The organism is Micromonospora sp. 050-3, from assembly GCF_046549335.1.
Lineage (GTDB): Bacteria > Actinomycetota > Actinomycetes > Mycobacteriales > Micromonosporaceae > Micromonospora > Micromonospora trifolii.
Genome location: NZ_JAJPVX010000002.1, coordinates 1,201,706 through 1,221,094 on the forward strand (window position 1 = coordinate 1,201,706; position 19,389 = coordinate 1,221,094).

Sequence of the window (19,389 nt, forward strand, 5' to 3'; positions counted from 1 at the left end):
TGCAATTAGCCCTTTGTCCCCCACCGCAACTCGATGATCGACGCGGCCGGCCCACTCGCCGCGCCCACTCACCCGCGCCGCAGGGACCCTCCGGTTTATCTCATGCCGCGTAGGGCGGTCTGTAGGCGTTCCTGGGCGCGGCGGCGGCGCTCGTTGCTCGCGCCGAGCACCAGCAGCAGGATGCCCACCGGGATCAGCGCCAGCCACGGGCCCAGGCTGAACAGGGCGTGGATCGCCGTGATCGCGGTGACCGACGCGCCGACGATCACCGGCGCCTGCTGCCGACTGGACGACCCGAAGATCAGCACCGCGACCGCGCCGAGCAGCAGCAGCATCTGCCGCACCGTGCTGGATTCGGTGGCCAGCACGATCGCCAGCGTCGGCACGAAGGCCGTGACCAGCGCCGGCCCGTATGCCACCCAACTGCTCATGTCGGGTCGGTGGCGCAGCTCCAGAACTCCGACGAGGAGGGCCAACACGGCGAACGGCAGCGTGTACGCCTCGGGCAGCGCCACGTCGGCGACTCGCATCAGGATCCACCACGCGGTGATCTCACAGACCACCACCGCCCAGAACAGGATCCGGCGTTCCACCGGCCGACGGCCGGGTCGGGTCGCCGCCACCCCGAGGACAGCGCCCCAGGCGGCCAGCAGGGCGGCGATGTGGCGGGGCGAGTCGAAGGCGAGGGCCAACGCGATCAGCGCGGCAGCGTACCCGGTCCATTCCACAGTGGAGGCTTCCCGCTGCGCCTCGGGGCGGCGCAGCCGGGGCAGGGTCGCGGCGAGCACCTGGAGGACCGCTCCGACGGCGAGCACCCCGAACGCGGACCAGACCGCCGCCAGCCCGGCGACCAGGCCGGCGGTGAGCACGAAGAGCTGCGCCATGAGTGAGGCGAAGAGCCAGCCGAGGATGCGTGCCCGCTGGGTGGTGCCGAACAGCGCCGCCACCGCGCCCACCCCGACCGCGCTGCCGAGGGTGAGCAGGGTCATCTGCCGGTCGGCCAGGCTGCCGGCGAGCCCGGCGCTGCCGCCGGCCAGCCCGATGGCGAACACCAGCACCCGGGCTAGCCGCAGCGAGCGGGCCCGCTCGACCAGCGGCGGCGGTGGGGTCAGTGCGAGACCAAGCATCGCGATGGTGAAGACGGAGAGCGCGGCGACGGTGCTGGCTGGCCAGCCCTGGCCCAGCGCGAGGGGTGCGATCAGCAGCGTGACGGCCGCCCCGGGCAGCACCACCGGCACGGCCCGGGACCGTCGCCCGCCGCTGAAGCCGGTGGCGGCCAGCGCTGCGGTCGCGGTGAGCAGCAACGCCGTCAGCACATGGGTCGGGTTGACCACGTCCGGTGGCGGGGTGAGCAGCTCCGGCGGCGGGCCCTGCCAGATCCGGGTCAGTGTGCGGTGCGGCTCGACCAGGGCGGTGACCAGCGCGGGTGCGATGGAGGCGAGTGCCAGAGCGGTCGGAAGCGCCGCCGCGGCCAACGCGCCCGCGGCCGGGTTGACCCGCCACCGTCGTCGCTCCGGGTCGTCCGGCAGCCGCCGTAGGGCGCCGTCGAGTCGTACCGCCCAGCGCCGCACCGGCTGGGCCGCGCCGGTGGGCGGCACGGTGGCCGCGCGGATCAACTCGGCCAGTACGCCGAGCAGGGCGGCGGCGGCCGCGTAGACGCCGGCGGCGAGGCCGGTGGGAATGGCGGCGAGGGCGCTGATGGTGGCCCCGCCGACCACCGCCACGCTGACCCAGGGCAGATATTGCGGAACCTGCCGGCGGACCGCGGCCACGGCGGCCAGGCCGAGGCTGGTCGCGGCCAGCGCGGCGGTCAGCACCACCTGCGCCGAGTGTTCGAACTCGGCGGACAGCGCCGCCACGGCACCGGGGAGGGCCAACAGCGCGGCACCGGTGGCCGCGCCGCCGATCTGCGCCAGGTGTGGCGGCATCCCCTCGGTCTCGATGTCGGTGACCTGTGGGCCGGCGAGGACGCGGGCCAGCAGGGCCACCACCACGCCGATCAGCGCGATGCTGCCCAGCGCCAGGGCCGTGGTCCACGGGCGGACGAGTCCGGCTCCGGCGGCGTGCAGCGCGACGACCCCGGCCACAGTGGCCCGGGACAACCCGGCGCGCGCCTCCTCAGTGGCCACCGCGGCCATGCCGAACACGGTGGCGACCATTCCGCCGACCAGGACCGGCGACCACCAGGCCAGATCGAATGCGGCAGGCGCGCCGATCGTGGCGAGCACCACCGCCACGCCGGACACGTCCCAGCGCCACGGCGGCGGAAGCAGGATGCCGGCGGCGAGGGCCAGCAGCGCCAGCGCGACGGGCGCCTGCCAGGTGGCACCGCCGACCGGGGCCGCCGGCCAGTCGCTCAGGTCACCCCTCCAGATCGGGCCGGGGGTGGCCAGCACGCCGACTCCACCGCGCACCGCCGACCAGCCGGCGAGGACGCCGATGAGGACACCGCCGACGGTGAGGCCGAGGATCGGCCCGCGTCGCCACTCCTCCGGCATGCTGCGGGCGCCCACGGCGACCACCAGGAGCAGGGCGGCGGCCACCGCCAGCTGCCCGCCCGGGGCGAGTACCGCCCCGATTCGTACCAGCGTGGCGATCAGGGCGGTGGTGACCGCCGCGGCGGCCAGGTCCGAGCCGTCGAGGGTGAGGTCGGCTCGACGGCCGGCGTCGATGGAGGGGGCCAGGAAGAGCAGCACCGCCGCGACCAGCAGGAGCGCGCCCACCCACGCGTCGGCGACTGTCGCGCCGGGCGCCCCGAACGCGGCGGCGGTGACCATCAACGCGCCCAGCCCGGTGCCGACCGACAGCGGCGCGGGGATGTGGCGCTGGGAGACCTGTACGACGGCGGCGTAGCCGAGGGTTACGCAGACCGCCAGGAAGCTGGCCGCCAGGACCGGGACGGTCACCTCGCGGAGGCTCGCCGGGGTGGGGGTCGGGTCGGTGGGCATGGTCGCGGCCACGAACGCCGCCACCGCCCCGGGCAGCGCGAACGCGGCGCCGCCGGCGGCCCAGGCGGTGACCGTGTCGGAGGCGGCCGAGGCGATCCGGATCCGGGGCGCCAGCGCGACCAGCGTGCCGGCCACGAACAGGGTGATCAGGACCGCGGCCGTGAGGGTGGGGCTGGCCAGGCTGGCGCCCGCGCCGAACAGGCCGACCACTGCCGCCCCGATGGCGTGCGCCACAGCGGCTCGGCCGGTGCGGGCGGAGAGCCCGATCACCCCGATGCCGATCGCGGTGATCACCATTGGCCAGGGTGCCATCGACCAGCCGAGACCGAACGAGGCCGGGACGGCGAGTGCGGTCAACGCCGCGCCGGCGACCGCGAACTCCCGGCGGATCTCGGCGGGCAGGGCCAGCACCGCCGCGATGGTGAGCAGGAACGCGGCGACCGCGAGCTGCCAGGTGGTCGGCCCGACGGCGGCGGCCAACTCGCCCGGGTACTGGTTCAAGTCGGGGTTCCAGGCGGGCAGGGCCGCCCGGACCGGTGCCACCCCGGCGCGTAGCGCGCCGCCGGCGACCACCAGACCACTGACGGTCAGCGCCACCGCTGAGGCGATCTGTGGACCACGTCGGGCCGCCTCCGGGACCGCCCGCACCGCCAGCCCGGTCACCGTGATCACCGCCGCGATCAGCAGCAGCGCCTGGCCGGGGAGTGCCACCGACGCGATTCGGCTGAGTGAGCCGATCACCGCCAGGGTGACGATGCCGGCCGCGACGTCGGGCAGTGGCGGCCGACGCAGCACCAACGCGCCGGCCAGCCCGATCATGGCGGCCAGCAGCAGCACCACCCCGGCGCCGGTCGCTGTCGGCACGGTGTCAGCCCGCAGCAGGGCGGTGACCGCGTACGCCAGCGAGACGGCGACCGCCAGGGCGTGCAGCAACCAGGTCAGCTCACGTAGGCCGGGCACCGGGCGGGTCGGCTGGGGGTCGGCGGGGCCGGCGGTGGCGTCGATCAGCTCGGCGGCCTCCTCCGGGTCGCCCTCCGGCCGGCTCTCCGCGTCGCGTTGGCGGGCCGCGGACGGCGTGCCCGGCGACGGCAGGTCCTGCCGGACGGTGCGCTCGACGGTCACGCCGGAGCGGGCCAGGCCGAGGTTGACGAGGGCGACCAGGGCCAGCACCAGCGCCCAGCCGCCCGGGCCGGTGATCTGGTCGTACGCCAGCAGGGGCAGCACCGGCTGCGCGGCCAGCACTGTGGCGAAGCGGGGCGCGCGCAGACCGGTCCAACCTGCGTACCCGAATGCGACGGCGGCGGTGACCGCGAAGATCACCCCGGCGAAGACCGTGCCGGAGCCGCCGCCGGCGCCGATCCGGTCCACCGCCCAGAGGGCGTTGCCGGCGAGCGGCACCAGCAGCAGGCCGACCGCGGCGATGGTCTCGGCGGTCGAGGTGAGCCCACGCCGGGCCAGTGCCGGTGGGGCGATCAGCATCAGCACGGTGGCCAGGAGCAGGATGCCGAGCCGGGCCAGCGCGTCCATCGAGCTGGTGGCCACCGCGGCGAAGACCACAGCGGCCACGCCGAGCAGCAGCGCGCCCAGCCCGAGCGGGATGTTCTGCACCTCGCGCGAGGACGCCTCCGGCGGATGCTCCGGGTCGTCCACGTCCAGCCAGGCGGCCCGGGGCGGGGGCGGCGGCGGATCCTCCGGGGCGGGCGGAGTGCCCTGGCGGGGCACCCGGGGCGGCGCGCCCATGGTGGCGGTCGGTGGCCGCCGGCCGGGACGGCGGCGCAGCACCCGGCGTGGCCGGGTGGCCTGCTTGATCCGCTCCTCGCCGGCGTGGGCGAGGATGTCCCGCTGGAAGAGCGCGGCCTGCATCTTGGCGGCAATCTGCCGCTGCTCGCGGGCGATGGCGGCGTCGCGCGCCTTCATCTCCGCGATCGAACGCTCAATGTCGGCCAGGTGCTCGACCCACTGTGGTTGATCTGCCCCACAGTGCGGGCATCGGACGGCCGGCTTGATCTCCCGGCCGCACGAGGAGCATTGAAAGGTCGCCACGACACCCCTCCACCCGCACTGTGGACTCCCACTGTCGCAGCATGCCCAAAGCTGGCGCGGATTTCGACTCTTGTCGGCGGGTCCGGGGCAAACAAAAACACCGGCCGGCCATCGAGATGCTCGATGACCGGCCGGTGGCGCGTCGGTCTCGTCAGGGGCGACCCATGCCCCGGTACTCCCAGCCCGCCTGGGTCCACAGTGCCGGGTCGAGGCAGTTGCGGCCGTCGACGACCTTGCGACCCTTGACCAACTCGCCGAGGGCGACCGGGTCGGCGTTGCGGAAGTCGGCCCACTCGGTGAGGACGCAGACCAGGTCGGCGTCGTTGACCGCCTCGTTGATGCTGCTCTCGTAGGTCAACTCGGGAACCGCGCGGCGGGCGTTCTCGGTGCCCTGCGGGTCGTACACGTGCACGTCGGCGCCGGCCTTGTGCAGCAGCGCGGCGACGGCGAGCGCCGGCGCGTCGCGGACGTCGTCGGTGTTGGGCTTGAAGGTGGCACCGAGCACGGCGATCCGGGTGCCGGAGAAGTCCGGGCCGGCCGGGCCGGAGCGGCGGCCGAGCAGGTCCGCGGCGAGCTGGAGCACCCGGGTGCGCCGACGCAGGTTGATCAGGTCGACCTCGTGCAGGAAGCGCAGCGCCTCGCCGGCGCCCAACTCCTGGGCGCGGGCCTGGAAGGCGCGGATGTCCTTGGGCAGGCAGGCGCCTCCGAAGCCGAGGCCGGCCTGGAGGAACCGGTTGCCGATCCGCGGGTCGTAGCCGATCGCGCGGGCGAGCTGGGTGACGTCGCCGCCAGAGGCCTCGCAGACCTCGGCCATCGCGTTGATGAAGGAGATCTTGGTGGCCAGGAAGGCGTTCGCGGCGACCTTGACCAGCTCGGCGGTGGAGAAGTCGGTGACCACCAGGGGCACCTCGCGGTCCTCCGTGGCGGCCAGGTCGAACACGCCCTTGTGCGCGGCGTAGAGCATGCCGTTGGCCCACTCGCTCTTGACGCCGACCACGATCCGGTTGGGCCGCAGGACGTCGTCGACGGCGAAGCCCTCCTGAAGGAACTCGGGGCTCCACGCCACCTCGACGTCCAGGTCGTTCGGGGTGTGCTTCCCGACGAGCTGCTCGACCCACTCGGCGGTGCCGACCGGCACGGTGGACTTGCCGACGATCAACGCCTTGCGGGTCAGGTGCTGCGCGAGGCTGGTGACGGACGCCTCGACGTACGACAGGTCGGCGCCCATGCCGTCGGCCCGCTGGGGGGTGCCGACGCAGATGAAGTGCACGTCACCGAAGTCGGCGGTCTCGGCGATGTCGGTGCTGAACCGGAGGCGGCCGGCGGCGAGGTTGCGCCGGAGCAGCTCGTCCAGGCCGGGCTCGTGAATCGGCACCTGACCGGCGTTCAGCATCGCGATCTTGTCGGCGTCGACGTCGAACCCGAGGACCTCGTAGCCCAGTTCGGCGTAGCAGATGGCGTACGTCGCACCGAGGTAACCCGTCCCTAGGAACGTCACCCGCGGCCGGGGTGCGCCCGAGGGCGGAGTCACCGCGGCGATGGCGGGGGTCGGCTGGATGGTGGGGTAGGGGATCGTCACGCCTGTCTTCTCCGCTCGCGCTGGCGCCGCGTCGTCGCGTCGCATTCTGCTGCGGCGCCTGGGCGGGGCACCGGAGGGTGGCTCACTGTTTCAATCTCCATCATCGCTGAGCGCGTTAGGTGCACCATCTTGCCCATACCTACGCGCCGGTAACATCACCTGAACTGCAGTCGCTAGTCTTCAGTCTGCGCGGTCGGCGGTCAGGAGTCGTCACAGACTGCGCATGATAGTGGTGAAGGGGAGGGCCGAGATGGCCGCAGGGGAGTCGTTCGACGTCTACCGGTTGCCCGAGGAGCACCAGGCGATCCGGGAAGCCGTGCGAGAGGTCTGCGCCGCGAAGGTGGCTCCGCACGCCGCGGAGGCCGACGAGACCGGGGAGTTTCCCAAGGCGTCCTACGACGCGCTGCGAGCTGCCGACTTCCACGCACCGCACATCCCCGAGGAGTACGGCGGCGCGGGCGCGGACGCGCTGGCCACCGCCATCGTCATCGAAGAGGTGGCCCGCGCCTGCGCGTCCTCCTCGCTGATCCCGGCGGTGAACAAACTCGGCACCATGCCGCTGTTGCTGTCCGGTTCGGCCGACCTGAAGAGCCGTTACCTGACGCCGGTCGCCGCCGGTGACGCGATGTTCTCGTACTGCCTCTCCGAGCCGGAGGCGGGCAGCGACGCGGCGTCGATGACCACCAGGGCCGTACGTGACGGGGATCACTGGGTGCTCAACGGCGTGAAGCGCTGGATCACGAACGCCGGGGTGTCCGAGTTCTACACCGTCTTCGCCGTCACCGACCCGTCCGCCCGGTCCCGGGGCATCTCGGCCTTCGTGGTCGAGAAGTCCGATGCCGGGGTGAGCTTCGGCGCGCCGGAGAAGAAGCTCGGCATCAAGGGCTCGCCCACCCGCGAGGTCTACCTCGACAACGTGCGGATCCCGGCCGACCGGATGATCGGCGCGGAGGGCACCGGCTTCGCGACGGCGATGAAGACCCTGGATCACACCCGGGTCACCATCGCCGCGCAGGCCGTCGGGATCGCGCAGGGCGCGCTCGACTACGCGAAGGGGTACGTGGCCGAGCGCCGGCAGTTCGGCAAGGCCGTCGCCGAGTTCCAGGGGATCCAGTTCATGCTTGCCGACATGGGCATGAAGCTCGAGGCGGCCCGGCAGCTCACGTACGCGGCCGCCGGCAAGTCGGAGCGTGGCGACGCGGATCTCACCTACTTCGGGGCGGCGGCCAAGTGCTTCGCCTCCGACGCGGCCATGGAGATCACCACCGATGCGGTGCAGTTGCTCGGTGGCTACGGCTACACGCGGGACTACCCGGTCGAGCGGATGATGCGGGACGCCAAGATTACTCAGATCTACGAGGGCACCAACCAGGTGCAGCGGATCGTCATGGCGCGGCAGTTGCTGGCCGACGTCTAGGTCGGTTTCCGGTGCTCCGGGATCCCGGAGCACCGGAGCGTCAGTCACCGGTCGGGGGCGGTCTCGCTCACCGGCCGCACGGGGCAACCCCGCAGGGCGTACGCGAGCAGACCGGTCACCGCCAGGACGGCGGCGCAGGTGGTGGCGGCGGTGGTCCCGGCGGGTTGGATCAGCCAGCCGGCGACCTGCATCTTCAGATCCGGGCTGGGCCCCATCATCGGCAGCACCGCGATGAGGGTCCAGGTCAGCGGGGCGATCCAGGCCAGGGCGGCACCCAGCAGTGTGGCGCCGAGCGCGGTGAGGCCGAGCAGTCCCGCGGTGTTGCGCAGCATGAGGGCGAACGGCTCGTAGCGCGTGTCGGTGATCATGCTGAGGGACAGCAGCGCGGTGATCGCTGCGGCGGCGAGCAGCAGGTGCCCGGCACGGCGTACCGGCCAGTTGACCGCCATCGTGTGGTCGAGGGCGTCGTCGGCGCCGTTGAGGGTGGTGCCGACAGCGACCACCGCCAGCATGATGGCGAGGCTGGCCGTCCGGGCGCTGATGGTCGTCGCGTCGGTGTAGGCCAGCGGCAGCGCCCAGGTCAGCGCGATCAACGCGGTCGCGGTGGTCAGGGCGAGGGGCACCCGGCGGGAGCGCAGGTGAAGCTGAAGCCACCTCACGGCTGTTCCCCCGGCAGGATCGCCACCAGTTCGTCGTCCCGGCAGGCCAGTACGCCCTCGCGTACCGCTGCCATCCGAGTCCGTTGCTCGACCTCCGGCAGGCTCACCAGCGCCCGGTACGCGCTCTCCAGCAGCGCCATCTCCTCGGCTGCCCATCCGGTCTGCGGGACCGGTGGTCGACCGGTCAGCCAGGCGGCGGCGACCATCCGGGCCCGATACACGTCGCCTTGAACCGACTGGTCGCCGCACTCCTGCTGCCAGGCTGCCTCCAGCAGGGACGGCAGGAAGTAGTCACCGGACAGGTCGGCGCGCCCGACGCGGTCGATGGTGGGGGTGTCGAAGACGATCGTGTCGGCGGAGTGCCGGGTCGGTGCCGTGTCCCGGTCCAGCCGCGCCCAGTAGGTGACCTGTTGGGTCTCCACTGCCCGGACGGGTGCGTTGGGCAGCTTCGCCGCCATCATGCCGAGCGCCTGGCGGGCGGGGCCGACGACGGCGGGCAGCAGCCCGGCGTGTGCCCGCGTCACGCAGACCTGCGGGCCGTCGTTGTCGCAGACCAGCTCGATGGCGACCGGGTCGACGACCGCCGCCCCGCGGGCTCCGCCGACGGGCAGGAACGGTAGGGCGACAGCGACGCCGAGCAGCGCCGGGAGCACGGCGAACGCGATCGCGCGGCGACGGACCGCGCCCAGCAGCAGCAGGCCGGTCGCGGCGAGGGACACCAGCCACAGCGCCTGGAGCAGGCTGACCCGCGTCGCGATCGTCTGGAAGTCGTCCAGACCGGTGATCGTCGGTAGGAGCAGCACCGCTGCCGGTTCCGGCCGGAACTGCGCGATCTCCGCGCCCGTGTCGGGTGCCATCGCCAACTCCGGCGCCAGACCCACCAGGACAAAGCCGACCACGGCGAGGACCGGCGCGGTGATCACACGGGGCACGGCCCGGCCGGCGGCCATGCCCAGCCAACCCGCGGCGATCAGCGCCGGAACGCCGACCGCGAAGACGACGATCGTCGCGCTCGGGAAGTAGTTCGACGTGGGCACCACCCATCCGGCCGCGATGAGAAAGACCAGGAGGTACGCGGTCACCACCGAGACCGCGAGAGCGCCGGCGGTCGGGACGACGCGCTGCCAGCGCGGCCGGACGGTGCTGGCGAACAACTCGTTGACCCGGTGGCGCGCGTCGCGTCGGCCCATCCACGCCCCACCGGCCAGCGCGAGCGGCAGCAGCACCATCAGCAGCGACCGGGCCATCACCGCCAGCTGCATCCACCGCCCCGCGAAGAACTGGGTGGACGACAGCAGCAACGCCGCGCCGGTCACCAGTAACAACAGGGCGGTTCCCAGCGCCGCCGAGCGGCGCAGTTCGATGCGGAGGATTCGTCCCGTCATGCCGACACCCGCTCACGGTAGGCGCGCAGCAGCGACGAGTAGCCACGTTCGGTGGCGCTGTCACCGGCGTCGCCGGCCCCACCCTGCTCGGTGAGCTGCCCGGTGGTGCCCTGCCACACCAGCCGGCCCTCACTGATCAGCACCACGTCGGAGCAGGCCACCGCGACGTCCTCGACCAGGTGGGTGGAGACGAGTACGCAGCTGTCCAGGCCGATCTCCCGCAGCAGTTCGCGGAAGTCGAGGCGCTGCTCCGGGTCCAGGCCGACCGTCGGCTCGTCCAAAAGCAGCACCGCCGGGTCGTTGACGATCGCCTGGGCGATGCCGGCACGGCGCAGCATCCCGCCGGACAGTGTCTTCATCCGGGAGTCGGCGCGGCCCGCCAGACCCACCCGTTCGACGGCCCGCTGCACCGCGCCAGGGATGACCGCCTTCGGCATCTCCTTGAGCCAGGCGATGTATTCGACGAACTCCCGGACCGTGAAGCGCGGGTAGAAGCCGAAGTGCTGCGGCAGGTAGCCCAGACCGCGGCGTACCTGGCGGAGGTCGGCGTTGCCGGTGACCTCGCCGCCGAGCAGGGTCAGCCGCCCACCGGCCGGCTTCACCACGGTGGCCAGAGCGCGCATCAACGTCGTCTTACCGGCGCCGTTGGGGCCGAGCAGCCCGTGCACACCGGTGCCCAACCTCAGGTCGAGCTCGTTGACCGCGAGGTGTCGGCCGGCCCGGACCTGCAACTTCTCGGCGTGCACCGCCCACGCATAGGTGGACGGGGCGGTCTCCGCCACGCTGACCGTACGCATCATGATCTCTCCATTCGGCGCTGGCTCGATGTCGTCATCGGTGCAGAAGGTTCTGGTGCGGTTCGTGCGGCCGTCGCCACGCTCGAACGAGCACGACGGCCGTCAGCGCCACTGTGGCGAGCGCCCACCCCGGCAGGCTGCCGCCGGTGAGGACCGCCGGAAGTCGCCCGTCGGCGAGGCTCGGCACGACCACACCGGCGGACCAGGCGACTGTCAACGCGAGTGCCGCGCGGTCGACCCCCACCACCGCGCCCAGCGCCAACGCGCCGGCGGTGAACCCCAGTGCGGGCAGCAACCAGAGGCCGGGGGAGTGCCCGGTGACCCAGCCCGCCACCGCCAGCACCGGTATGACCGCCGACAGCACCCCCAACGTGCGGCGCATCAGCAGCGGTAGGCCGGTGCGGGGCATGGTGGCCGTCAGCTCCCAGGCCGGGTCGAGGCGCCGGCTCCAGACCGCCGCCACCGGCAGCAGCGGCGCCACCGGCGCGATCAGCAGCACCAGCGACGGCAGGCTGTTGAACGTCCACTCGAACAGGGCCGCGGCCAGCATCAACCCGGTGGCGGTGACCAGCCAGGGCAGCACCCGGGTGGCGACCCCGGTGCGCAGCAGCCGGTGACGGCGTACCGGACCCGGACCGGTGGCGATTCCGGTGGCGATCTCGTCGGCCACCCGGTCCAGCAGGTCCCGGGTGCCCGGGTCGACGGCGTCCGTCAGCACTGCGCGGCAGGCGGCGCAGGTCTCCAAGTGCGCCTCGACCGCCCAGATGGCCGTGTCGTCGACGCCGGTGCCGCCGGAGGCGTACTGGGAGATGAGGGTGGGCGACGGGTGAGTGGTCATGACAGCGCCTCCCGGAGGGCGATTCGGGCCCGTCGGGCACGCGTCTTCACGGTTCCCTCCGGCATGCCGAGCAGCAGTGCGGTCTCCCGTGCGGTCAACCCGTCGAGGACCATCGAGCGCAGCACCTGACGGAGTTCCGGCGGTAGCTCGTGCAGGGCACGCTCCAGGTTGGCGTCCATCCCGCCGGCCAGCGCCTCGTCCTCGGCGGCCGGGGCCACGGTCTCGAAGGTCTGCACCGACAGGATCCGCTCCCGTCGGGCCCGGTGGCGGAACGCGTCGATCAGCCGGTGCGCGGCGATCGTCCACAACCAGCCCACCGCGCTGCCGGAGGTGGAGGACTGCGCCTGGCTGCCGGCCGACCGCCAGACCGCCAGGTACGTCTCCTGCAACACCTCGGCCACCACGTCCTCGTCGGCGCAGCGCCGACGCAGTCGCGCGGTCAACCACGGGGCGGTACGCCGGTACAACGCGTCGAACGCCCGCCGGTCGCCCCGGGCGACGCGGCGGAGGAGTTCGCCCTCGTCGAGCCCGTCCAGACTTCGTTTCACACCAGGCAAGACGACGCGTACCCCGGCCCCGGTTCTGCTCCTGATGTGACTCCAGTCACATTGCACCCGGGCGAACGGGGCGGGGTGACTCCCCACACATCGGGAACGTCATCCGCCGCCGAGGTGTTGCCGAGCGAGAGGATCACCCTCGGATCATCGCCCCACCCGGCCGCCCCCGCCACGACCCTGCCTCGTCACGTCCACGCTGCCCACCTCGGGCATCCCACACCGTGCCGCCACGTCCACGCGGTCCGGTGACGCCCCGCGCCGCCGCTCGTGACGACGCGCCCCGCAGAGAGATCGAGATGATGAAGCAGTTGGTGGAGAAGACCGGACGCGATACCGCCGTCGCGCAAGAGGTGCTGCCCGGCGACCTGATGACCAACCGTCAGCGGGCGCAACTCGTCCTCGTGCTGGGCGCGTTGATCGCGATCGGGCCGTTGACCATCGACATGTACCTGCCCGCGCTACCCGCCATCACGGCGGGGCTGCAAACCACCGAGACCGCTGTGCAGTTGACGCTGACCGGCACGCTCGTCGGCCTCGCGCTGGGGCAACTGTTGATCGGGCCGCTATCCGACGTGGTCGGGCGGCGGGTGCCGCTGCTGGCCGGGTTGGCCGCGCACATCGTGGCCTCCGTCCTGTGCGTCTTCGCGCCCAACATCGCGGTGCTCGGCGGGCTGCGCGTACTCCAAGGGCTCGGCGTCGCCGCCGCCACAGTGGTCGCGACTGCTGTGGTCCGCGATCTGTTCAGCGGGGCCTCCTTTGCCCGGATCTTCTCCCGACTGATGCTCGTCATGGGCCTCGCGCCCATCCTCGCGCCGACCTTGGGCAGCGGCCTGCTGAGCTGGACCGACTGGCGGGGAGTCTTCGCGGCGCTGGCGGTGCTGGGCGCGCTGCTGATCGTCGTGGCGGCTCTCCGGCTCCCGGAGACCCTTCCGGTGACGCGTCGGCGGCACGGCGGGGTGCGCGCCACACTGCGCGACTACCGGGGGTTGGTCAACGACCGGGCGTTCGTCGGCCTGGTGCTCGTCGCCGGGCTGGCGATGGCTGCCCTGTTCGCGTACGTCTCGGGTTCGTCGTTCGTGCTTCAGCAGGAGTACGGCCTCGACGAGCAGCAGTTCGGCATCGCCTTCGGGGCCGGCGCTGTCGGCCTGATCGGGGCCACCCAGTTCAACGTGCGGCTGCTGCGCCGCTACACCCCGCAGCAGATCCTGGTCAGCGCCCTGATTGCCGGCACGGCGGCCGGCCTGCTGCTGGTCATGTTCGCGGCGACCGGCATCGGTGGCCTGGGCACCCTGCTCGCGTCACTGTGGCTGGTCCTGGCCGCGGCAGGCCTGGCCCTGCCCAACGCGCCGGCGTTGGCCATGAGCCGGCACAGCGAGGCCGCTGGCACCGCTGCTGCGCTGCTCGGGGCGGTGCAGTTCGGCATCGGCGCGGTGTCGGCGCCACTGGCCGGTCTGTTCGGCACCGGGAGCGTACCGATGGCGATCGTCATCGCGGGCGGCATGGCCGCCGCGCTGATCGTCATGGTCCTCGTCGTTCCCCGCGCCAGCCTCGGCACTGTCGACAGGGACCTGGCGGTCGCGCTGCACTAGCCCGGAAGAGACGAAAGGGGCGGGCCGGGCGACCGGCCCGCCCCGACGATCAGCGGATCTCGGTGGTGTCCTCGGGGCGCGGTTGACCGCGCGGTGGGGCGGACCAGGGTGATTCGCCACCCACCCGACGGGGCAGCGGCTCGGTCGCTGTCGAGTCCGCCGGGTAACCCAGAGTGAGGGGCGCGGTGTCGCGCTCCGCGGGCGCGGGGGCCGGCCAGTCGGTCAACGTGAAGTCGTCGTCGCGGGGGCCTCCGTCCGACGCGGGGGTGGGTGCCGCGGCCGGTTCGGTCGCCGGGCTCGGCCACTGCCGCCACCGCTGTTGGCTGAAGGTCGCCATCAGCAGCAGCAGGCCGAGCAGGAAGAGCGTGCCGTTCTCCACGGGCAGTCGCAGCGGCAGCGGATCGCCGAACACCTTCCACTCGTGCGGGATCGCGTCCCGCACCGAGAAGGGCGCCACGAACATCCCGATGTACGGGGTGACCAGCAGCGCTCCGGCCACCATCGGGCCCAGCGGCGAGAAGCGCAGCGTGCCGAGCAGGCCCAGCAGGACACCGCCGACACCGAGGTAAACGGCCGGCTCGATCAGGTTGGCGGTGTTGAACGTGCCGATCTCCACCCAGCGGTCGACCGTCCGGCTCGACCCGTCCTGCCCCAGTGTGACCAGCACCCAGGTGATGGGCGCCACCACCAGCCCGGCGAGGAAGCTCCAGAGATGTCGCATCCGCGCACCGTACCGTTTTCGACATGACTGAGCACCTCTCCGCCGCTCCAACCGGCAAGCCGACGTCGTACTCGCGCGTCACTCTCAGCAAGATCATGACCGCGGTCGACGTCAACCTCTACGGCACCGTGCACGGCGGGGTTCTGATGAAGTTCGTCGACGACGTGGCCGGGGCCGCTGCCGCCCGACACAGCGGCGGCACCGCGGTGACCGCGGCGATCGACGAGATCGTCTTCTCCGAGGCGGTCCGGGTCGGCGACCTGGTGCACGCGCACGCCCAGGTGAACTGGACCGGCCAGACCTCGATGGAGGTGGGCGTGCGGGTGGTGGCCGAACGGTGGGACTCGGCCGAGGATGCGCCGGTCCGGGTGGCCACCGCGTACCTGGTGTTCGTCGGTGTGGACGTGGGTGGGGCGCCTCGGGCGGTCCGCCCGGTGCTGCCGGAGACGGCGGAGGACGAGCGCCGGTACAAGGAGGCGGAGATCCGCCGAGCGCACCGGCTGGCCCGCCGCCGCGCCATCCAGGCCCACCGCGCCGGCTGACCCACATGGGGTGCCGGGTTGGAGTGTGGGACGGGCACGCGTCGGTTGGCCTACCCGGTGCGCAGAATGGCGCTTCGAGGTAGGGCAAGATGGCGCCACGGCCCAGTCACAGTGTCGTGTCGGGCCAGGGGGAGGGTGGAGCAGTGGGTGACATGCTGTGGGCACCGCCGGCGGACGTACGTGAGCGGTCCCGGATCGGCGCCTACCTGCGCTGGCTGCGGGAGCACCGCGGGCTGGACTTCGCCGACTACGACGCGCTGTGGCGCTGGTCCACCACCGACCTGGACGGGTTCTGGCGCTCGATCTGGGACCACTTCGAGGTGATCGCGCACACCCCGCCGACCGCCACCCTGGCCGAGCGGGGGATGCCCGGCGCCCGTTGGTTCCCCGACTCCACGCTCAACTACGCGGAGAACGTGCTGCGGATGCCGGGGCGGGCCGACGACGACCCGGTGGTGATCTCCCATGGGCAGACCCGAGCGCCGGTCACCCTGACCGCCGGTGAGCTGCGCGAGCAGGTCCGCCGGGTGTCGGCCGGGCTGCGCCGGCTCGGCGTCACCGCCGGCGACCGGGTGGCGGCGTACGCCCCGAACATCGCCGAGACGTACGTCCTGCTGCTGGCCACCGCCAGCCTGGGTGCGATTTTCTCGTCCTGCGCGCCCGAGTTCGGCACCCGCAGCGTCACCGACCGTTGGCAACAGATCGAACCGACGGTGCTGGTCGCCGTGGACGGCTACCGGTACGGCGACAAGCCGGTGGACCGGCGTGCCGAGGTCGCCGCGATCCGGGCCGCCCTGCCGTCGCTGCGCCACACGGTCAGCATCGGTTACCTCGACCCGGCGGGCCCCGCGCCCGAGGGCGCGCTGGGCTGGGCCGAGCTGTCCGCGCCGACCGACGAGCCGTTGACGTTCACGCCGGTGCCGTTCGACCACCCGCTCTACGTGCTCTACTCCTCGGGCACCACCGGGCTGCCGAAGCCGATCGTGCACGGCCACGGCGGCATCCTGCTGGAGCACCTGAAGATGCTCGCCCTGCATCACGATCTGGGCCCGGCCGACCGGTTCTTCTGGTTCACCACCACCGGCTGGATGATGTGGAACTTCCTGGTCTCCGGCCCGGCGGTGGGTGCGGCCATCGTGCTCTTCGACGGCAACCCGGGCGTTCGGGCGGAGCCCGGCCAGCCGGCTGAGCCGGACCTCGGCGGGCTGTGGCGGCTGGCGGCGGAGACCGGCACCACGTACTTCGGTACCTCCGCGCCGTACCTGCTGGCCTGCCGTAAGGCCGGGTTGGTCCCCCGGGAGGTCGCCGACCTGTCGGCGCTGCGCGGCGTGGGTTCCACAGGTGCGCCGCTGCCCGCCGAGGGCTTCCGCTGGGTGTACGAGACCGTCGGCGACCACCTCCAGCTCCAGTCGCTCTCCGGCGGCACCGACGTGTGCACCGGGTTCGTCGGTGGGGTGCCGCTGCTGCCGGTGTACGCCGGTGAGATCGCCTGCCGGGCGTTGGGCGCCAAGGTGGAGGCACGTTCCGCCGACGGCACGCCGGTCATCGGTGAGCTCGGCGAGCTGGTGATCACCGAACCGATGCCGAGCATGCCGGTGGGCTTCTGGAACGACACAGACGGCACCCGCTATGCGGAGGCGTACTTCGGCGTCTACCCGGGCGTCTGGCGGCACGGCGACTGGATCACCATCAACGAGCGGGGTGGCTGCGTGATCACCGGCCGCTCCGACGCCACCCTCAACCGTGGTGGGGTGCGGCTCGGCACCGCCGAGTTCTACTCGGTCGTGGAGGGGCTCGACGAGGTGCTCGACTCGGTCGTCGTGCACCTGGAGGACGACGAGGGCGGCGCCGGTGAGCTGCTGCTCTTCGTGGTGCTGGCCGAGGGTCTGGAGTTGGACGACCCGATGCGCGCGAAGATCTGCCGAGAACTGCGTACGGCGCTCTCACCCCGGCACGTGCCCGACGAGATCCACCAGGTGCGTTCGGTGCCCCGTACCCTCTCGGCGAAAAAGCTGGAGGTGCCGGTCAAGAAGATCCTCACCGGCACGCCGGTCGACCAGGCCGCGGCGAAGGGCGCCCTGGTCAACCCCGAGTCCCTGACTGCCTTCGCCGCCCTGGCCCAACGCCGCACGAAGTCCTGACCCCTACCCCCGCGATCGTGCCCTCGGCTCGCGTCGATCATGGAGTTGTGGTGCCCCACAGAACGGGCATCGGTGTATCAACTGCCCACCACGACTCCATGATCGACCCCAAGGCGGACCAGGGTGCGGCGGGCCGGTTACGGGAGTGGGTGGGTGACTTTTTCTGCGGTCAGCCTGGCGGCTCGGCGGGCCGGGTCCTGGTTGGCGTTGAGGACCACTGTGGCGGCCCGGGTCAGCGGGGCCAGCAGCCAGTCGACCGGGTCGGGGTAGCGGGTGGCGTCCACGAAGATTCGCGCGCCGGGCTCGATGCCCAGCTCGGTGGCGCGGGCCTCGGCGCGGCCCAGCAGGTGCGCGTCGGTGGGGCCGGGGCCGGATTGTGGCGTGAAGTGGTCACCGTGTCCGCGTACCTCGACGACGTAGTCGACGAACCCGGGCGGCACCTGCCGAAGCGGGGCGGCGAGCGGGGCCAACCCGAGGGCGTACCGCTCGTCGGCGGACCAGGACTGCGCCTCGTCGAACTGGTCGGCGGCGGCGAAGAGCACCCCCACGTCGCCCGGCGTGTCGACGACGCTCAGCTTGGCCGACCAGCAGGCCAGCAGCACGGCCGCGGTCTGCCAGTGTGGCGGCAGCAGCACGCCGGCCGGGGTGCCCGGCGCGAGGCCGACCTCGTCGACGAGGAGGTTGGCGGTCTTCGCCACCCAGTTCGCCAAGGTGACGCCGGAGAGTTCGGTGCGGTCGCCGGTGGCGTCGTCGTACCAGGTGAGCAGCGGTCGGGTCGGGTCGGTCGCGATCGCGTCGGCGAACACCCGGGCAATGTTGTCGGCCATCGGCGCGAACGATACGCCAGTGCGGGCCGTACTCGATGACGACGACAAGTCGGCGTACCGTCGGGTCGCAGTCAGCGTCGGCCCCGCGCCCCGGCGTAGGCTTTACCCCCGGAGTGTTGTTCCCCACAGGCCCGCCAGTTCAAGGAGTCGCCCCGTGACCGCCGGTCGCCCGCCCCGCGTGCTCATCGACGCCACGAGTGTCCCCACCGACCGTGGTGGTGTCGGTCGCTACGTCGACGGTCTGCTCGGTGCCCTCGGCAAGGTGTGCGGGTCGGGGGTGGAGCTGGCGGTGGTCAGCCTCCGCACCGATCTGGAGCGCTACACCCGCATGCTGCCCGGCGCGGAGATCATCCCGGCCCCGGCCGCCGTGGCGCATCGCCCGGCCCGGCTCGCTTGGGAGCAGACCGGCCTGCCGCTGCTCGCCCAGCAGGTGGGCGCAGAGGTGCTGCACTCGCCCTTCTACACCTGCCCGCTGCGGGCCGGGTGTCCGGTCACGGTCACCGTGCACGATGCGACGTTCTTCACCGAGCCGGAGCATTACGACAAGTCGCGCCGCACGTTCTTCCGCAGCGCCATCAAGACCTCGTTGCGCCGCGCCAACCGGGTGATCGTGCCCAGCAAGGCCACCCGGGACGAGCTGATCCGGCTGCTCGACGCCGACCCGACGCGGATCGACGTGGCCTACCACGGCGTCGACCAGGCTGCCTTCCACGCTCCCACCGAGGAGGAGAAGGCCCGGGTACGCGCGCGTCTGGGGTTGGGCAACAGCAGTTACGTCGCCTTCCTCGGCGCCAAGGAGCCCCGCAAGAACGTGCCCAACCTGATCCGTGGGTGGGCGCGGGCGGTGGCTGACCGGGTCGACCCGCCGGCCCTGGTGATCGCCGGTGGGCAGGGGCACGACGAAGACATCGACCGGGCGGTGGCCGAGGTGCCGTCGCACCTGCGTCTGCTGCGCCCCGGCTACCTGCGCTACGCCGACCTGCCGGGTTTCCTCGGCGGTGCCCTGGTCGCCGCGTACCCGTCCTACGGCGAGGGGTTCGGGCTGCCGATCCTGGAGGCGATGGCGTGCGCCGCCCCGGTGCTGACCACGCCCCGGCTCTCGCTGCCCGAGGTGGGCGGCGACGCGGTCGCGTACACCTCGGAGGACCCGGAGCAGATCGGCACCGACCTGGCCGCCCTGCTCGACGACGAGCAGCGGCGGTTGTCGCTGGCGAAGGCGGGGTTCGACCGGGCCAAGGAATTCACCTGGGAGTCCAGCGCCGAGGTGCACATCGCGGCCTGGAGTCGCGCCCGCTCCTGATCCTCCACGCCGCCGCAGGTGACCCGTGCCACTTTGGGCAGGTACG

Annotated in this window: 14 protein-coding genes; 5 read left to right on the forward strand and 9 right to left on the reverse strand. The window is 72.5% G+C overall.

Features of this window, described 5'->3' with window-relative positions; genetic code table 11:
* Nucleotides 1-95 precede the first annotated feature (95 nt).
* Together ACLJOK_RS20615 and ACLJOK_RS20620 are read right to left on the reverse strand one after the other, a co-directional pair.
* Nucleotides 96-4,991 carry an SCO7613 C-terminal domain-containing membrane protein gene (locus ACLJOK_RS20615; protein ID WP_410820339.1) on the reverse strand — a complete coding sequence of 1,632 codons (4,896 nt, stop codon included), beginning with the start codon at nt 4,989-4,991 and terminating at the stop codon, nt 96-98.
* Nucleotides 4,992-5,142: 151 nt separating this feature from the next.
* Complete coding sequence (locus ACLJOK_RS20620) at nt 5,143-6,570, reverse strand: UDP-glucose dehydrogenase family protein (RefSeq protein WP_238679775.1); 1,428 nt, start codon at nt 6,568-6,570, stop codon at nt 5,143-5,145.
* Nucleotides 6,571-6,820: 250 nt separating this feature from the next.
* On the opposite strand from ACLJOK_RS20620, the gene ACLJOK_RS20625 reads away from it, so the two are divergent.
* A complete protein-coding gene (locus tag ACLJOK_RS20625; protein WP_410820340.1) occupies nt 6,821-7,987 on the forward strand; it encodes an acyl-CoA dehydrogenase family protein in 1,167 nt (388 codons plus the stop codon).
* 44 nt (nt 7,988-8,031) lie between these two features.
* On the opposite strand, the gene ACLJOK_RS20630 is transcribed toward ACLJOK_RS20625, so the two are convergent.
* The 5 genes from ACLJOK_RS20630 to ACLJOK_RS20650 are packed head-to-tail and all read right to left on the reverse strand — an operon-like array spanning nt 8,032 to nt 12,214.
* Nucleotides 8,032-8,646, reverse strand: coding sequence for a hypothetical protein (locus ACLJOK_RS20630; protein ID WP_410820341.1), 615 nt, complete (start codon nt 8,644-8,646; stop codon nt 8,032-8,034).
* Nucleotides 8,643-10,031, reverse strand: coding sequence for a hypothetical protein (locus tag ACLJOK_RS20635; RefSeq protein ID WP_410820342.1), 1,389 nt, complete (start codon nt 10,029-10,031; stop codon nt 8,643-8,645). Before ACLJOK_RS20635 ends, ACLJOK_RS20630 begins: the two co-directional genes overlap by 4 nt.
* On the reverse strand, nt 10,028-10,828 hold the full coding sequence (locus tag ACLJOK_RS20640; RefSeq protein WP_410821550.1) for an ABC transporter ATP-binding protein: 801 nt from the start codon (nt 10,826-10,828) through the stop codon (nt 10,028-10,030). Before ACLJOK_RS20640 ends, ACLJOK_RS20635 begins: the two co-directional genes overlap by 4 nt.
* Nucleotides 10,829-10,862: 34 nt before the next feature.
* Nucleotides 10,863-11,666, reverse strand: a complete 804-nt coding sequence (locus tag ACLJOK_RS20645; RefSeq protein ID WP_410820343.1) for a hypothetical protein — start codon at nt 11,664-11,666, stop codon at nt 10,863-10,865.
* Complete coding sequence (locus tag ACLJOK_RS20650) at nt 11,663-12,214, reverse strand: RNA polymerase sigma factor (protein WP_410820344.1); 552 nt, start codon at nt 12,212-12,214, stop codon at nt 11,663-11,665. The genes ACLJOK_RS20645 and ACLJOK_RS20650 overlap by 4 nt, the downstream gene beginning before the upstream one ends.
* A gap of 305 nt (nt 12,215-12,519) precedes the next feature.
* On the opposite strand from ACLJOK_RS20650, the gene ACLJOK_RS20655 reads away from it, so the two are divergent.
* On the forward strand, nt 12,520-13,812 hold the full coding sequence (locus ACLJOK_RS20655; RefSeq protein ID WP_410820345.1) for a multidrug effflux MFS transporter: 1,293 nt from the start codon (nt 12,520-12,522) through the stop codon (nt 13,810-13,812).
* Nucleotides 13,813-13,861: 49 nt separating this feature from the next.
* Here the strand turns inward: ACLJOK_RS20655 and ACLJOK_RS20660 are convergent, their stop codons facing one another.
* Nucleotides 13,862-14,533 carry a hypothetical protein gene (locus tag ACLJOK_RS20660; RefSeq protein WP_410820346.1) on the reverse strand — a complete coding sequence of 224 codons (672 nt, stop codon included), beginning with the start codon at nt 14,531-14,533 and terminating at the stop codon, nt 13,862-13,864.
* Between the two features lie 23 nt (nt 14,534-14,556).
* On the opposite strand from ACLJOK_RS20660, the gene ACLJOK_RS20665 reads away from it, so the two are divergent.
* Both ACLJOK_RS20665 and ACLJOK_RS20670 read left to right on the forward strand, forming a co-directional pair.
* On the forward strand, nt 14,557-15,075 hold the full coding sequence (locus tag ACLJOK_RS20665; RefSeq protein WP_091394150.1) for an acyl-CoA thioesterase: 519 nt from the start codon (nt 14,557-14,559) through the stop codon (nt 15,073-15,075).
* A gap of 143 nt (nt 15,076-15,218) precedes the next feature.
* Complete coding sequence (locus tag ACLJOK_RS20670; RefSeq protein WP_410820347.1) at nt 15,219-17,216, forward strand: acetoacetate--CoA ligase; 1,998 nt, start codon at nt 15,219-15,221, stop codon at nt 17,214-17,216.
* A gap of 137 nt (nt 17,217-17,353) precedes the next feature.
* Here the strand turns inward: ACLJOK_RS20670 and ACLJOK_RS20675 are convergent, their stop codons facing one another.
* Complete coding sequence (locus ACLJOK_RS20675) at nt 17,354-18,043, reverse strand: TIGR03089 family protein (protein ID WP_410820348.1); 690 nt, start codon at nt 18,041-18,043, stop codon at nt 17,354-17,356.
* Between the two features lie 154 nt (nt 18,044-18,197).
* On the opposite strand from ACLJOK_RS20675, the gene ACLJOK_RS20680 reads away from it, so the two are divergent.
* Nucleotides 18,198-19,343 carry a glycosyltransferase family 4 protein gene (locus ACLJOK_RS20680; RefSeq protein WP_354941282.1) on the forward strand — a complete coding sequence of 382 codons (1,146 nt, stop codon included), beginning with the start codon at nt 18,198-18,200 and terminating at the stop codon, nt 19,341-19,343.
* The last annotated feature ends 46 nt before the right edge of the window (nt 19,344-19,389 follow it).